The 14,939-nt window shown below is 72.7% G+C and carries 10 protein-coding genes; 7 read left to right on the top strand and 3 right to left on the bottom strand.

All coding sequences use genetic code 11. The annotated features are described in order from the left end of the window. Window positions 1-253 precede the first annotated feature (253 nt). Complete coding sequence (locus AB0N81_RS33150; protein WP_062773975.1) at window positions 254-790, top strand: HNH endonuclease; 537 nt, start codon at window positions 254-256, stop codon at window positions 788-790. Window positions 791-839: 49 nt separating this feature from the next. Here AB0N81_RS33150 and AB0N81_RS33145 read toward each other — a convergent pair whose 3' ends face one another. Further along, the gene (locus tag AB0N81_RS33145; protein ID WP_365364924.1) at window positions 840-3,917 is read right to left on the bottom strand and encodes a beta-N-acetylglucosaminidase domain-containing protein; all 3,078 of its coding nucleotides are present in this window, start codon (window positions 3,915-3,917) and stop codon (window positions 840-842) included. Between the two features lie 415 nt (window positions 3,918-4,332). Here AB0N81_RS33145 and AB0N81_RS33140 point away from each other — a divergent pair, with 415 nt between their 5' ends. The 3 genes from AB0N81_RS33140 to AB0N81_RS33130 all read left to right on the top strand — a co-directional run bounded on the left by AB0N81_RS33140 (window position 4,333) and on the right by AB0N81_RS33130 (window position 7,247). Beyond that, complete coding sequence (locus AB0N81_RS33140; protein WP_365364922.1) at window positions 4,333-4,569, top strand: hypothetical protein; 237 nt, start codon at window positions 4,333-4,335, stop codon at window positions 4,567-4,569. Continuing rightward, entirely contained in the window at window positions 4,569-6,917 is a 2,349-nt protein-coding gene (malQ, locus tag AB0N81_RS33135; protein ID WP_365364920.1) for a 4-alpha-glucanotransferase, read from the top strand. Before AB0N81_RS33140 ends, malQ begins: the two co-directional genes overlap by 1 nt. Window positions 6,918-7,007: 90 nt before the next feature. Further along, a complete protein-coding gene (locus AB0N81_RS33130; protein ID WP_365364918.1) occupies window positions 7,008-7,247 on the top strand; it encodes a hypothetical protein in 240 nt (79 codons plus the stop codon). 117 nt (window positions 7,248-7,364) lie between these two features. Here the strand turns inward: AB0N81_RS33130 and AB0N81_RS33125 are convergent, their stop codons facing one another. Then, the gene (locus tag AB0N81_RS33125; protein WP_365364916.1) at window positions 7,365-7,958 is read right to left on the bottom strand and encodes a TetR family transcriptional regulator; all 594 of its coding nucleotides are present in this window, start codon (window positions 7,956-7,958) and stop codon (window positions 7,365-7,367) included. Between the two features lie 99 nt (window positions 7,959-8,057). Between AB0N81_RS33125 and AB0N81_RS33120 the strand changes: the two genes are divergently transcribed. From AB0N81_RS33120 to AB0N81_RS33110, 3 genes are all read left to right on the top strand, one after another. After that, a complete protein-coding gene (locus AB0N81_RS33120; RefSeq protein WP_365364914.1) occupies window positions 8,058-9,602 on the top strand; it encodes an FAD-dependent monooxygenase in 1,545 nt (514 codons plus the stop codon). A 200-nt stretch (window positions 9,603-9,802) separates the two neighbouring features. After that, a complete protein-coding gene (locus tag AB0N81_RS33115) occupies window positions 9,803-10,666 on the top strand; it encodes a DMT family transporter (protein WP_365364994.1) in 864 nt (287 codons plus the stop codon). A 29-nt stretch (window positions 10,667-10,695) separates the two neighbouring features. Then, window positions 10,696-11,607 carry a LysR family transcriptional regulator gene (locus AB0N81_RS33110; protein ID WP_365364912.1) on the top strand — a complete coding sequence of 304 codons (912 nt, stop codon included), beginning with the start codon at window positions 10,696-10,698 and terminating at the stop codon, window positions 11,605-11,607. Between the two features lie 537 nt (window positions 11,608-12,144). On the opposite strand, the gene pepN is transcribed toward AB0N81_RS33110, so the two are convergent. Then, a complete protein-coding gene (gene pepN / locus AB0N81_RS33105; RefSeq protein ID WP_365364910.1) occupies window positions 12,145-14,712 on the bottom strand; it encodes an aminopeptidase N in 2,568 nt (855 codons plus the stop codon). Between the last annotated feature and the right edge of the window lie 227 nt (window positions 14,713-14,939).

Below are 14,939 nucleotides of genomic sequence, written 5' to 3'. Positions count from 1 at the left end.
CAGACACACCACACTAACGGGGCATCGTGTGTGGATCGTTGTCATGTTCGAGGGAGAGACAGTGCTCACTCGGGAAGAACCCAGGGGAGAAGGAGAAAGGCAATCCGGTGCTGTCCCTGTCATGCCCACTGTGGTCGAAAACACTTCAAGGCCGTTACGGGGACATGCTGGCGTTACGACCAGGCATGAGGGGAGACTGGCGTCAGATCGTCCCGGCGCGAGCCACGCGCCGCCGGCGTACAGGGAGGCATCCGTGCCGCATGTCTTGGTCCTCAACGCGTCGTACGAGCCCCTCGGCGTCGTACCGCTCCGCCGCGCGCTCGTCCTCGTCCTGGAGAACAAGGCTCTCTGCCTCGAGGAATCCGGCGCCTTCATGCACAGCGCAACTCGCACCGTCCCCGCACCCAGCGTGGTCCGCCTCAAGCGGTTCGTCCGGGTCCCTTACAGGGGGCCCGTTCCTCTGACCAGGCGGGCGCTGTTCGCCCGCGACGGCGGTCGGTGCATGTACTGCGGTGGCGTCGCAACCAGCGTCGACCACGTCATTCCCAAGAGCCGGGGCGGCCGGCACGCCTGGGACAACGTGGTGGCTTCCTGCCGCCGCTGCAACCACGTCAAGGCCGACCGGCACCTCATGGAGCTCGGCTGGCGGCTGAGGCACAAGCCCGCGCCGCCCTCGGGCCTCGCGTGGCGCATCATCGGGACCGGACATAGGGATCCGCGCTGGCTGCCGTACTTGCAGCCGTTCGGCGCGGACGACGCGATGGCTCGGATCGACGGCATTTCTGCCTAGCAATCGATCCGGGCCTTTGTTGTACCTGCGTAGAAAAGTCTGAGCGTGCTCAGGGCGTACGCGGTTGTCGGTGATCCCCGGCCACCGCGTACGCCTCCACGGACCAGAGCGAGTAGCCGAAACGCGTGCCCCGCTCGTCGCCCTGCACGCGGATGTAGCGAGTGCCCGGCGCGTCCATGCGGACCGCCTCGCGGCCGCCCCTGCCGTCCCGCACGGTCGCCGCCGTGCGCCAGGTCCGGCCGTCGGCGGAGGTCTGTACGCGATAGCCCGCCGCGTACGCGTCCTGCCAGCGCAGCACCACCTGGCCGAGCCTGACCGGCTCCGCGAGCTCCGCCTGCCACCACGCGCCGTCCTCGGCCGGGGACGACCAGCGGGTCTTCGGGTCGCCGTCGACGGCTCCCGACGCGGGGAAGTCCTTCGTCTCATCGCCCGACGACGTCGCCTTGGCGCCGCGCGCCAGGTCGGGCCCGGCGGTACGGGGGAAGGCACGGACCGAGACCGTACGGGTCTCGTCACCGAAAGCCAGCGCGATCTCGTACGTCCCCGCGCGCGAGCCCGCGGGGACCGTGATGTCGACCGGTACGCCGACCTCCGTGCCGCGCGGCAGCGTGGACCCCTCGGGAACCCGCACCTCGACGCCCTTCGGAGCCTTCACCCGCAGCCGCCCCCTGACGTCGCCGGGGCGCAGCGAGAGCAGCTTCGCGGAGACCCGCAGCGGGCCGCCGCCGATCTCCGCGTCCGCCTCGGCGCGGGACAGCGACAGGCGGGCGGCGGGGGTGTCGGCGAACCAGGGCACGAGGTGGCGGACGGTGCCGTCGGCCGAGACGGCCCGCACCGCGTCGGCGCGCACGCCCGCGCCGGGTCCGCCGCCCCTGCCCTTCGAGGCGTTGTTCTTCGTGAGGTCGAGTTCGGTGAAGCCGGTGCCGGAGAGGGCGCCGAGCCGCTGCCAGCCCCTCCCCGGGACGTGCGCCTCGACGGTGCCCTTCGTACCGGGGTCGGTCAGCGCCGTCACCGCGGCGAGCGTCCGGTCGCGCCCGAACCGGGCCGTCGCACCGTCCGAGGCCCGCTTCCCCCTGGTCCCCGCCCACATCTCGTACGCCTTCTGCGCGCGCGCCAGGAACGGGTCGAGCACGCCTTCGCCGACGGTGACGCCGCTCCTCTTCAGGTCCTTGCGGAGCTTCGTCAGGGCGCGCGAGCCGCGCCAGGCGGCCGCGCCGTCGCCGGCGGACTGGGCGGTCAGCAGGTCGACCGCGGTCTCGCCCGCCTCGCCGTAGCGCGCCAACTGCTCGATCCAGGGGCGTACTTCGTCGTCGAGCTCGCTGTCGGCGAGACGCTCGGGCGCCTCCCGCATCACGGTGAAGGCGGCACGCAGGCTCTTCGCGGCACGGTCGTTCCGCGCCCGGTCCGTCGTCGTACGGGCGCGCCAGAAGTCGCTCATGAGCGGCCGCAGGTACGCCGACTCGTCGGCGCCGAGCACGGACGAGGCGTCGTTGCCCGCGAGGGCCCGCAGCGCGCCCCGCGCCTTCGCGTCGCCGCCCGCGAGGTCGTCGATGGCGGCGAGCCAGGACTCGTGGGGGCGGTAGGCGCGCGGGTTCCAGGCGTAGTCGGCGGCCGTGAAGAGGGGGATGCGGGAGGCGGACGGCTGCTCCATGGCGTTGCCGAGAAGAGCGGCCGAGCCGGTGGCGACGGCGGGCTCGCGGCCGGTGTAGGGGCCGAGGAAGATACGGTCCTGCGCGAAGTCGTTGACCGGGTAGTTGTCCATCGTGACCAGCGGGTGCGGGCCGAACGCCTCGCGTGCGCCCGCGAGCTCGCGCCCGGTGATGGTCCGGGGGACCACGCCGACGCCCGTCCAGGCCACCTCGACACGCTGGTCCAGCGCGCGCGAGAGGGCCGCGCGGTACTCGGTCGTGCCGTCCTGGAAGTACTCCGTCGGCATCAGGGAGAGCGGTTTCGCGCCCCGGTGGCGCGCGGCCAGGTGCGCGGCGACCGCGTTGGCGACGCGGGCCTGCGCCTTCGCGGCGGCATCCGGCCCGGAACCGAAGGTCTCGGCGTCCTGCTCGCAGTGCCACTCGCTGTAGCTGACGTTCTGGAACTGCAACTGGAAGGCGCGCACCCCGAGCGCCCACATGGCGTCGATCTTGCGCGTGAGATCCCTGACGTCCCGTTCGGACGACAGGCACATGGCCTGACCGGGCGAGACCGCCCAGGCGAGCGTGACGTGGTTGGCCCTGGCGCGCCGTGCCAGGGCGCGGAAGTCGGCGCGCTGGTCCGCGGGGTAGGGCTCGCGCCAGCGCGCCTGGCGGTAGAGGTCGTCGCCGGGGGCGTAGAGGTACCGGTTCTGCTTGGTGCGCCCCATGAAGTCGAGCTGGGCGAGGCGCTGCTCGCGCGTCCAGGGCGTGCCGTAGAACCCCTCGGTCAGGCCGCGCACGGCGGTGCCCGGCCAGTCCCTGATCTCGACGCCGGGGACGAGGCGGGTGCCGCGCGCGCCGCCGGTGATCTGCCGCAGGGTCTGCACGCCGTGGAAGAGACCGTCCTCGCCGGCTCCCGCGAGGGCGACGGTGTCCCGTCCGCCGACACGGCCGACCGCGAGGCGGTACCCGCCGGACGGCAGGTCACCGCGCTCACGGGCGCCGAGGGCCCGCAGCGCCCGGTCGGCACCGGCCCCACCGGCGCGGACGACGAGGGTGCCGTCCGCGGGCAGCGGGTCACCGTCGCGCACCTCGGTGATCCGCCGGGCGCCGGCGTCGCGGAGGAGGGCGCGGAGGGCTTCCAGGGCGTACGGGTCGGAATCGGCGCCGTCCGCCCGGCTCTGCGTGTTTCCGTGGTCTCCGTGGGTTCCGTGGTCTCCGTGGGTTCCGCGCGTCCCGCCGTCGGCCGTGACGAGCACGACGTCGTCGCCGACGGTGACGGCGCTGCCCGCCGCCTTCATCGACTGGGGGCGCGGCCAGACGGACGGCGGGCCGGAGTCGCCCTCGCGGTCGCCCTTGCCGCCGTCGGGCGTCGTCGCGGGAACGCCGGGCCGGCCGGGCGCTCCCGGGGCCGCGAGGACGCCGGGGGCGCCGCCGAGCGTGCCCGCGATCACGGCGACCGCGACGGCGGCCGCGCCCTTCCTGCGCCGCAACTGCACGGCCCTCGCCCCTGTCCTCGTTCCTGGGGCCCCCGAGGTCCCCTGTGCCACATGTGGCAGTGAGCCCACCACTGAGGCGGCGGAGGTGTCAACGGGGACGGGTACCGGGCGGGGGATTCTTCGCGGAACCTGCGCCAATCACCGGGCCGGGAGGTTAAAAGGGTCTCGGCGCGACCCGGGGCGGTCCCGGTGAGGCGGCGCGCGGCGGCGGACATCCTCGCGGTGGTTCTCCCGGCAATCTTCCCGGCAGCAGGCGGGCCGGAGGAGGTTCTTCCGGGAGCTCCCGGGCCCCGGAGGGACAACTTCCGTGTGCGAAGTGGGTGTGACCAGGGTCACGTTGTGGCACCGTATACGTCTGCGAGTCCGCGCACTGGGTAGGGCTGCCGAGACCTGCCCCCTGAGAAGGAGCTCCCACGTGGCCGCTTCCGCCAATCTTCTGCTGTCCGCGCTCTCCAAACAGGTCTCCCACCCCGACTCGGGCCTCGACGGCTCGTTCTCCTGCGGCTGCATCGAGCCGCCCCTCACCAGCGAACCCCCGCTCGCCGACGCCGCGCCGCTCACCAGCGAGCCGCCCCTCGCCGACGCGGCCCCACTGACCAGCGAACCCACCGCCACCGGTACGGCTTCGGGCCTGGACTCCGCGGGGGTCTGATGGCCCTTTTCCGGTTGGCCGCCTCGTACGGCGTGGCCACCTCCTACTCCCCGTCCCCGGGGCGAACCGTCCCCGCCGAGGACGCCGCGGTGATCGCCGCCCTGGCCGCCCTGGGTGTGGACGCGAGCACTCCGGAAGCGGCCGGGGCCGCACTGGCCGCGCGCGAGGCGGAGCTGTCCGCACGCCTGCTGCCGCCGACGGTGGTGGTGTGGGCGGACGGCCCGCTGCCTCCGTCCCTCGCGGGACTGCCGCCGGGGTCACGGGTACGGGTGGAACTGGAGGAGGGCGGCGGCACGGCCGAGTGGGACGTGCCCGCCCTCACCGGTCCCGCCGGAGCCGGAGCCGGAACCGGAGCCGGAGCATCAGCTGGAGCCGCAGCCGCAGCTGCCGCCGGAGCAGCCGCCGCCGGGTCCCCCCTCGCCTCGTCCGCGGTCGCAGGTTCCGCCGTCGCCGGATTCGCCGTGGCCGCGTCCGCCGCGGCCGGACCGGACGGCGGCCCCCGAAGTGACGGCCCCCGAAGTGACGGCCCCGTAGGTGAGGCGCGGCTCCCCGAGCCCCTGCCGCCCGGAGTGCACCGGCTCCACGTACGGACCCCCGACGGGGCCGAGGCGCAGGCGCACCTCATCAGCGCCCCCCGCCGCGTCAGGACCCCGGGGCGCCGCACGCACGGCCTGCTGGTCCAGCTCTACTCCCTCCTGTCCCGTCACTCCTGGGGCATGGGCGACCTCGGCGACCTCGCCGAGCTGGCCGCCTGGTCCGGCCGGACCCTCGGCACAGGATTCGTCCAGGTCAATCCGCTCCACGCCGCCGTGCCCAGCCCTCCGCAGGGCCCGGGCGGCGACCCCTCCCCGTACCGCCCCTCCTCCCGCCGCTTCCCCGACCCGGTGCACCTGCGCGTCGAGGCGGTCCCGGAGTTCGCGTACCTGCGGGGCGAGGCGCGCGAGCGGGCCGAAGAGCTGTGCCGCCGGGCCGCCCGGCTGCGCGAAGGCGTCCTCGACCAGGACGAGTTGATCGACCGCGACGCGGTGTGGACCCTCAAGCGGGAAGCCCTCGAACTGCTCCACGACGTCCCCCTCGGCCCCGGCCGCCGCGCCGCCTACAACGCCTTCCTCGCCGAGCAGGGCCCCGCCCTGGAGGACCACGCCACCTGGTCGGCCCTCGCCGAGACCCACGGCCCCGACTGGCACTCCTGGCCGGCCGGACTGCGCGACCCGGACTCGCCCGGTACGGCCCGCGCCCGCCGCGAGGCGATGGACCGCGTCGACTTCCACTGCCGCCTCGCCTGGCTCACCGACGCCCAGCTGGCCGCCGCCCAGCGCGCCGCGCGCGAGGCGGGCATGGATATCGGCCTCGTGCACGACCTCGCCGTCGGCGTGCACCCCGGTGGCGCCGACGCGTGGGCGCAGCAGCGGCACTTCGCCCCGCGCATGTCCGTCGGCGCCCCGCCGGACGCCTTCAACGCGCGCGGCCAGGACTGGGGCCTGCCGCCCTGGCGCCCCGACCGCCTCGCCGAGTCCGGCTACGCCCCGTACCGCGCCCTCCTGCGCGGCCTCCTCCGGAACGCCGGTGCGCTCCGGATCGACCACGTCATGGGTCTGTTCCGCCTGTGGTGGGTCCCCGAGGGCCGCGAGCCCACCGGGGGGACGTACGTCCACTACGACGCGGAGGCGATGCTCGCCGTCCTCGTCCTGGAGGCGGACCGCGCGGACGCCCTCGTCATCGGCGAGGACCTCGGCACGGTCGAGCCCGGCGTCCGCGAGTCCCTGCGGGAGCACGGTGTGCTCGGCACCTCCGTGCTCTGGTTCGAGCGGGACTGGGAGGACACCGGCCGCCCGCTGCCCGCCGACGCCTGGCGGGCCGACTGCGTGGCCACCGCCACCACGCACGATCTGCCTCCGACCGCCGCCCGTCTCTCCGGCGGGCACGTCCGACTCCGCCACGACCTGGGCCTGTTGACCCGGCCGCTGGCCCTGGAGCGGGCCGAGGCCGCGGCGGACGTGCGTGAGTGGCTCGGGCTGCTCTCCCGGCTCGGCATGCTGCCCGGCGGCGCCGGCTGCGAGGAGGACGAGATCCGCGCCGTGCACCGCTTCCTGCTGGCCACCCCGGCCCGCATGATCGGCGTCTGGCTCCCGGACGCGGTCGGGGACCGCCGCCCGCAGAACCTCCCCGGCACCTGGGACCAGTACCCCAACTGGCGTCTGCCCGTCGCCGACGCCACCGGACAGCCCGTCACCCTGGAGGAACTCGCCGCGTCCCCGCGGCTGCACGCACTCATGGCGGTGTTCCGCGACGCGGAGGGCAAAGGGGAGGGCCAAGGGGAAGGCAAAGGGGAGCGCGAGGGGGTGTGAGACGGGGTGTGAAAGGAGCGGACGGGGCGAAAGCCCCCGTACGGCACCCCCGGGCGCGCACCGGGTTGAGGAGTTCGCTACGTTGGCACCGTGGACAAGAAGAACGCACTGCGCGCCGGCGCCCTGGCCTCCGGCACGACGCTGATGATGCTGCTCATGTCGTCCCCCGCCCTCGCGGTCGTGCGTGACGACGGTGACGACCCGGGCCCCGGCCTGAGCGTCATCGACACGCTCGGCCTCTACGTGGTCGCGCCCATCGTGCTGTTCCTGGTGATCGCGGGCCTCGTGATGGTCGGCGACAAGTCCCGCAAGCAGCAGAAGCAGGGCTGACCGAAGCTTCGGTATGCACGTCGAGGGCGCCTCTCACTGAGGGCGCCCTCGACGTGCTTCCTGATGCCGTGCTTCTTGATGCCGTGCTTCCTGATGCCGTGCTTCCTGATCAGGGCCTCAGGGCCGTTCGGCCGTCAGATAGCGCTGGAGCGTCGGCGCCAGCCAGTCCGTGATCTCCTCCCGCGTCAGCGCCGCCGACGGCGGGAACCGCAGTACGTACCGCGTCAGGGCGAGACCCAGGACCTGCGCGGCACAGAGCGCCGCCCGCGTCGGCGCCTCGGCCGGGTCGGGGCAGGTCTCGCGCGCCACCGGCAGCAGCTGTTCGCCGAAGACGGCCCGCATGCGCTCCGCCCCCGCCTCATTGGTGATGCCCACCCGGAGCAGCGCGATGAGCACCTCGTCGCCTTCCCACATGCTGAGGAAGTGCGTCACGAGCACCCTGCCCACCTCCTCCCTCGGTACCCGGGTGAAGTCCGGGAGGCGCAGGTCCACCGAGGTGGCGGCGGCGAAGAGCCGCTCCTTGTTGCCGTAGTAGCGCATCACCATCGAGGGGTCGATACGGGCGTCCTTGGCGATGGCGCGGATCGTCGCGCGCTCGTACCCGTCCGCGGCGAAGCGCTCGCGGGCCGCCGCGAGGATGCCGGCGCGGGTGGCGTCGGAGCGCCGGGGCGGCGGGTCGGCGTCGGGGGCGCCGGCAAGTCTCTCGGTCATGCCAACAAACGTAGGCCAACAACTGTTGACAGTCCATAGTCGCGGTTCTACGTTGGCCAACAAGCGTTGACCAACAGGTGTTGGCATCAGGAGGCAGCCATGAACGGCACGACCGGATACATAGGCACCACCGAGAACACGCACACCACCGAGAACACGCACACCACCGAAGACACTCACGCCGCCGGGAGTGCGGTCACGGCTGAGGGTGCGGGCTCCGCGCACTGTGTCGTCGCGGTCGTGGGTGCGGGCCCCACCGGGCTTCTCCTCGCCGGGGACCTCGCCGCCGCGGGCGTGCCCGTCACCCTCGTGGAGAAGCGGCCGCGCGCCATCAGCAACCTCTCCCGCGCGATCATCGTGCACGCCCGCACCTTGGAGCTGCTCGATGCGCGGGGCCTCGCCGACGAGCTGGACGCCATGGGAGGGCCGTTCGGCAGGCTGCGCCTGTTCGACAGCGTCTCACTCGACATGGCGGACCTGCGCTCCCGCTTCAACTACGCCCTGTCCCTGCCGCAGTACGAGGTGGAGCGGGCCCTGGAGCGGCGCGCTGTGGCGGCCGGGGTGCGTTTCGTGTACGGGGCCGAGGTGGTGGGTCTCACCCAGGATGCGCACGGTGTGACCCTCGAAGTCCGCGGTTCCAGCGGCGAGTTGAGCGCGGTCCGGGCCGCCTACGCGGTCGGTGCCGACGGTCTGCGCAGCGGCGTGCGCAAGGCGGTCGGGATGCCCTTCCCGGGCAAGTCCGTCATTCGCTCACTCGTCCTCGCCGACGTCAGATTCACCGAGGAGCCCGAGGGTCTGCTCGCCCTCAAGTCCTCCGGCGATGCCTTCGCCGTCATCGTGCCCTTCTCCGGCGGCTGGTACCGCGTCGCGGGATGGAACCGTTCCCGCGACGTTCCCGACAGCACGCCGATCGACCTCGGCGAGCTCAAGGACATCGTCCGGCAGGTGTTCGGCCGCGACTTCGGGATGCACGGCGCCCGCTGGGTGTCCCGCTTCCACAGCGACGAGCGGCAGGTGCCCGACTATCGCGTGGGCCGGGTCTTCCTCGCCGGGGATGCCGCACACGTCCACTCCCCGGCCGGCGGCCAGGGCATGAACACCGGCCTGCAGGACGCCGCGAACCTGAGCTGGAAGCTGGCCGCCGCCATCAACGGCCGTGCTCCACAAGGCCTGTTGGACTCCTATCAGACCGAGCGGCACCCGGTCGGCAGGGCGGCCATGCGCAGCAGCGGCAGGGTCATCAGGCTCGCGATGGCCAAGCGCCTCTGGACGCTCGCCGCCCGTGCCGCGTTCGCCGCCGCCGTCAAGCACGTGCGCCCCATGCGTGCCAAGCTCGTCGGCCAGGTCACCGGCGTCGGCCTCGCGTACCCGGCCCCGAGAGGTGCCCACCGTCTCGTCGGGCGCCGGGTTCCCGACCTCGCACTCAAGGAGGGGCGGCTCTACGAAGCCCTGCGCGCGGGTGAGTTCGTGCTCGTCTCCCCGGAGGGCGCGGGGCACGCGGCGGGTCGCGCGGTCCCGGCCCAGTGGCGTAGCGCCCGCCGCACGACGCTCCTGGTCAGACCCGACGGGTACGTGGCGTGGGCTGCCGAGGACGCGGACGCGGGGGCGGTGACCGCGGCGCTGAAGGGGCAGGGCCTCGCCTGAAGGATGAATTGTTCACTCCTGCTTCAAAGAACTGGCTAAAAGATTCGATGGACCTGATGAGTCTGGGGGTGTCACGGTGGTCCCACAACGCACCGAGACATCCCCGCCGAGGCGGGGAGGGAGGCAAGGGATACACCGTGGCAGTCCTCGACCGGACCCCCACCCACGCAGCGGCGGCCACGAAAGCGGCCGCCCGCCCCATCGGTATCGGCCTCGCCCTCGCGGCCCTCGCCACGGTCGTCTGGTCGGGCAGCTTCGTCACCTCCCGCGCCCTGCACGACACCGTGCCGCCCATCCAGCACGCGTTCTGGCGCTGGATCATCGCCATCGCCGCGGTCGCGCCGTTCGCGGCACGCCAGACGTGGCGGCAGCGGAAACTGCTCCGCGAGCACCTCAAGTTCCTGCTCCTCGCCTCCCTGCTGGGCGTCACCGTCTACAACACCCTGGTGAACCAGGCGGGCATGACGACCACCGCGGGCAACATGGGCATGATCATGGCCGCGTCGCCCGTCCTGATGGCCGTCTACGAACGCCTCGGCGGCACCCGGCTCGGCGCGCGCCGTGTCACCGGCATGCTCGTCGCCTGCGCCGGAGTCCTGCTCCTGGTCAGCGAGGGATCGCTCGCCATGGACTTCGCGGTCGGCGATCTCTGGATCATCGCGGCCGCGCTCTCCTTCGGCTCGTACAGCGCGCTGCTCAAGCGCAAGCCCGCGGAGATCGGCGGACTTCCGTTCCTCTTCTCGACGTTCGTGCTCGGCGCGCTGATGCTGCTCCCGGTGTTCGTGGCCAGCTACGCCGTCCAGGGCGGTTTCGAGCCCACGGCCGGCACGGTCTCCCCGCTCCTCTACGTCGGCGTGGTGTCGTCCGCGGTCGCCTTCTTCGCCTGGAACAAGGCGATCTCGGTCATCGGCGCCGCCCGCGCCGGGGTCGTCTACTACCTCCAGCCGGTCTGCGTCGCCCTGCTCTCCTTCGCGGTCCTCGGCGAGGCGATGGGATGGCTGCAGGTGCTGTGCATGGGCCTGATCCTGGGCGGGGTCGTGCTCGGCGCGGCCCGCACGAAGTAATGCTTCTGACCAGTCGGTACGTTGGGCTCATGAGCGAGTGGGACATCAAGAAGCTGCAGATCCTGCGCACGTTGAGCGAACGGGGCACCGTCACGGCGGCGGCGCAGGCGCTGCGGATGACGCCGTCGGCCGTCTCGCAGCAGCTGTCCAACCTCGCCAAGCAGCTGGGCGTACCGCTCCTGGAGGCGCACGGGCGGCGGGTCCGGCTCACCGACGCCGCGCATCTGGTGCTGAGGCACGCGGAGGCGGTCTTCGCCCAACTGGAGAAGGCGGACGCGGAGTTGACGGCTTACGCGCAGGGGGAGGCGGGGGAGGTGCGGGTCGGGGCCTTCTCGACCGCGGTGCCCGCGCTCGTCGTGCCGGCCGTGCGGGCGCTGCGGGAGGCGGCGCCCGGCATCTCCGTACGGGTACGGGAGACCGAGGCGGCCCAGGCGTACGAACTCCTCGCGGCCGGCGAGGTCGACATCGCCCTGTCCCTGGCCGTCCAGGCGCCCGCCGAGACCGACGCGGACACGCGGTTCACCAGGGAGTCGCTGCTCGCCGACCCACTGGACGTGGCGCTGCCCGGGGATCACCGGCTGGCATCGGCGGAGGGGCTGCGCCTGGCCGACCTGGCCGCCGAACCCTGGATCTTCGGCGGCAGCGGTCCCTGGTCCGAGATCACCCGGGCGGCGTGCGAGGGGGCAGGCTTCACTCCGGAACAGGCCCACTCGGCCTCCGGCTGGACGGCGATCCTCGCGATGGTGGAGGCGGGGATGGGGGTGGCGCTGGTTCCCCGTATGGCGGCGGTGCGGCGTGACGGGGTCGTCATGCGGGAGCTCTCCGAGGATCATCCGACGCGTCATGTCGTCGCCGCGGTACGTCGGGGCGCGGTGACCGGCACGGCGCTCTCCCGCGTACTCACCTCCCTACGGGAGGCGGTCCCCACACGGCAGCCGTGACCCGGCCCCCACCACCCTCCGCCTGCCGACCGCGCGTGGCTGCCCGCGCAGTTCCCCGCGCCCCTGGAGTGCGTTCCCTGACGTCTTCTGGCTGCGGGTTGTGTGTGGTTGCTCGCGCAGTTCCCCGCGCCCCTGAAACACGCCCCTGCCGTCCTGTGGCTGCGGGTCGTGTGTGGTTGCTCGCGCAGTTCCTCGCGCCCCTGGGGAGTGCGTTCCCTGGCGTCCTGTGGCTGCGGGTTGTGTGTGGCTGGTCGCGCAGTTCCTCGCGCCCCTGGGGAGTGCGTCCCCTGCCGTCCTGTGGTGCGGGTTGTGTGTGGCTGGTCGCGCCGTTCCCCGCGCCCCTGAAACACGCCCCTGCCGTCTTCTGGAGTGCGTCCCCTGCTGCCGGTAGGCAGTCAGGGGCGCGGGGAACTGCGCGGTCAGCCCCCTGCGGCCTGCGGGGAGACGCGGTCCGCAGAGGGGAGGGGCCCGCCCGGTCAGGGCAAGGGCCGAGCGGGGCCGTGCAGGGGGCGCAAGCCCCCGCACGGCCCCGGGAGGCTAGACGTCCGCAGACCGCGCCCGCAGGGCACGCTCGACACCCGCCCGCGACTCCGTCACCAGCCGCCGCAACGCCGCCCCCGGCTCCGCCGAAGCGAGCCACGCGTCCGTCGCGTCCAGCGTCTCCTGGGAGATCTGCAGCGACGGGTACAGCCCCGTCGCGATCTGCTGGGCCATCTCGTGGGAGCGCGAGTCCCACGCCCCCTTGACCGCCGCGAAGAACTTCTCCGCGTAGGGAGCGAGGAGTTCACGCTGGTCGGTCTGGACGAAGCCGCCGATCACCGCCTCCTGGATGGCGTTGGGGAGGGAGTCGGACTCGACGACGGAGGCCCACGCCGCCGCCTTCGCCTCGGCGGTCGGCAGCGCCGCCCGCGCGTACGCCGCGTGCCGCTCACCCGCCGCCGTCCTGTCCCGCTCCAGCTCCGCCGCGATGCCCGCCTCGTCGAGCCGCCCGGTCGCCGCGAGCCGCGCCACGAACGCCCACCGGAGCTCCGTGTCGACGGCGAGGCCGTCCACCGACTCCGAGCCGTCGAGCAGGCGCTCCAGGAGCGACAGGTCCGCGTCCGTGCGGGCCGTCGCGGCGAAGGCGCGGGCCCACGCCAGCTGGTGGTCGCTGCCCGGCTCGGCCGCCCGCAGGTGCTCCAGCGTGGCCGCGGTCCAGCGGGCCAGCGCCGCGTCCCGGCCCGCGGGGGCCGCGTACAGGTCGAGGGCCAGCTTCACCTGGCGGTGCAGCGACTGCACGACGCCGATGTCGGACTCCTTGCCGATGCCGGAGAGGACCAGGGCGAGGTACTCGCGGGTCGGGAGCTCCGCGTCCCGCGTCGTGTCCCACGCCGACGCCCAGCACAGCGCCCGCGGCAGGGACGCCTCGAAGTCGCCGATGTGGTCGGTGACGAAGGCGAGGGACTCGCTGTCCAGGCGGACCTTCGCGTAGGAGAGGTCGTCGTCGTTCAGGAGGATGACCGCGGGGCGGGCCTTGCCCACCAGGGCGTCCACCGCCGTCAGTTCACCGTCGACGTCCAGTTCCACGCGGTCCGTGCGGACCAGTTTGCCGGACGCGTCGTCCAAGTCGTAGAGGCCGATCGCGATGCGGTGCGGGCGCAGGGTGGGCTCGCCCTTCGCGCCCTCGGGGAGCGCCGGGGCCTCCTGCTTGACGGCGAAGGAGGTGATGACCCCGGAAGTGTCGACGTCGACCACCGGGCGCAGGACGTTGATGCCCGCCGTCTCCAGCCACTTCTTCGACCAGGTCTTCAGGTCGCGGCCGCTGGTCTCCTCCAGCGCGCCGAGCAGGTCGGACAGGCGCGTGTTGCCGAACGCGTGCCGCTTGAAGTACGCCTGCACGCCACGGAAGAACTCGTCCTCGCCGACGTACGCGACGAGCTGCTTCAGGACGCTCGCCCCCTTCGCGTACGTGATGCCGTCGAAGTTGACCAGGACGTCGTCCAGGTCACGGATGTCCGCCATGATCGGGTGCGTGGAGGGCAGCTGGTCCTGGCGGTACGCCCACGTCTTCATGGAGTTGGCGAACGTGGTCCAGGAGTGCGGCCACTTCGAGCCCGGCGCGTACGCCTGGCAGGCGGCCTCGGCGTACGTGGCGAACGACTCGTTCAGCCACAGGTCGTTCCACCACTCCATGGTGACCAGGTCGCCGAACCACATGTGGGCGAGCTCGTGCAGGATCGTGGCGGCCCGCACCTCGTACGCGGCGTCCGTCACCTTCGAACGGAACACGTACTGGTCACGGATGGTCACCGCGCCCGCGTTCTCCATCGCGCCCGCGTTGAACTCCGGCACGAAGAGCTGGTCGTACTTCGCGAAGGGGTACGCGTAGTCGAACTTCTCCTGGAACCAGTCGAAGCCCTGCCGTGTCACTTCGAAGATCGCGTCCGAGTCGAGGAACTCGGCGAGCGAGGGACGGCAGTAGATGCCGAGCGGCACCGACTGGCCGCCGGGACCCTCGTACGACGAGTGCACCGAGTGGTACGGGCCGACGATCAGCGCCGTCACGTACGTCGACATGCGCGGCGTCGGCTCGAAGTGCCAGATGTCGTCCTTCGGCTCCGGCGTCGGCGAGTTGGAGATCACCGTCCAGCCGCTCGGCGCCTTCACCGTGAACTGGAACGTGGCCTTCAGGTCCGGCTGCTCGAAGGACGCGAAGACGCGGCGCGCGTCCGGCACCTCGAACTGCGTGTACAGATACGCCTGCTGGTCGACCGGATCGACGAACCGGTGCAGGCCCTCACCGGTGTTGGTGTAGTCGCAGTCGGCGACGACCCGCAGCTCGTTGGGGCCGGCGTGCAGATGCCGCAGCGCGATGCGCGAGTCGCGGAACACGGCGGCGACCTCGAGGGCGTGACCGTTCAGGACGACCTCGTGGACCGCGGGGGCCACCAGGTCGATGAAGGTCTCGGCGCCCGCCTCCGCGGAGTCGAAACGCACCGTGGTCACGGAACGGTAGGTGCCGCCCTCCTGCGCGCCGGAGAGGTCGAGTTCGACTTCGTACGAGTCAATGGTGAGCAGCTTCGCCCGCTGCTGCGCCTCTTCGCGGGTCAGATTGGTGCCGGGCACGCGGTCATCTCCTCAGGTGCGACTTGTGGTGTTTCCGGCCATCCTTCCATGCCCCTCCGGATGGCCGCCCGGACCATTGTTCTCCCGCTGCCGTGCGGTTACGCTCCGCGCGTTCGCACCGCTCCGGGCAGGCCGCAGACCACGGCCTCGCGGGCGGTCAGGAACCACAGGGGGACACCGGAGATGCTGGGGACCGAGAGGCCGGCCGCCACCGGCCAGGCCGCACG

Source organism: Streptomyces sp. NPDC093510, assembly GCF_040683555.1.
Taxonomy (GTDB): Bacteria; Actinomycetota; Actinomycetes; order Streptomycetales; family Streptomycetaceae; genus Streptomyces.
The sequence above is the reverse complement of the archived record's forward strand: the minus strand, read 5'-3'. Positions and strand labels throughout refer to the sequence as shown.

Coding starts and splice junctions, on each gene's coding strand:
- malQ (WP_365364920.1), top strand. CDS start 4,569: ATGGCCCTTTTCCGGTTGGCCGCCTCGTACGGCGTGGCCACCTCCTAC.
- AB0N81_RS33125 (WP_365364916.1), bottom strand. CDS start 7,958: ATGACCGAGAGACTTGCCGGCGCCCCCGACGCCGACCCGCCGCCCCGG.
- AB0N81_RS33120 (WP_365364914.1), top strand. CDS start 8,058: ATGAACGGCACGACCGGATACATAGGCACCACCGAGAACACGCACACC.
- AB0N81_RS33110 (WP_365364912.1), top strand. CDS start 10,696: ATGAGCGAGTGGGACATCAAGAAGCTGCAGATCCTGCGCACGTTGAGC.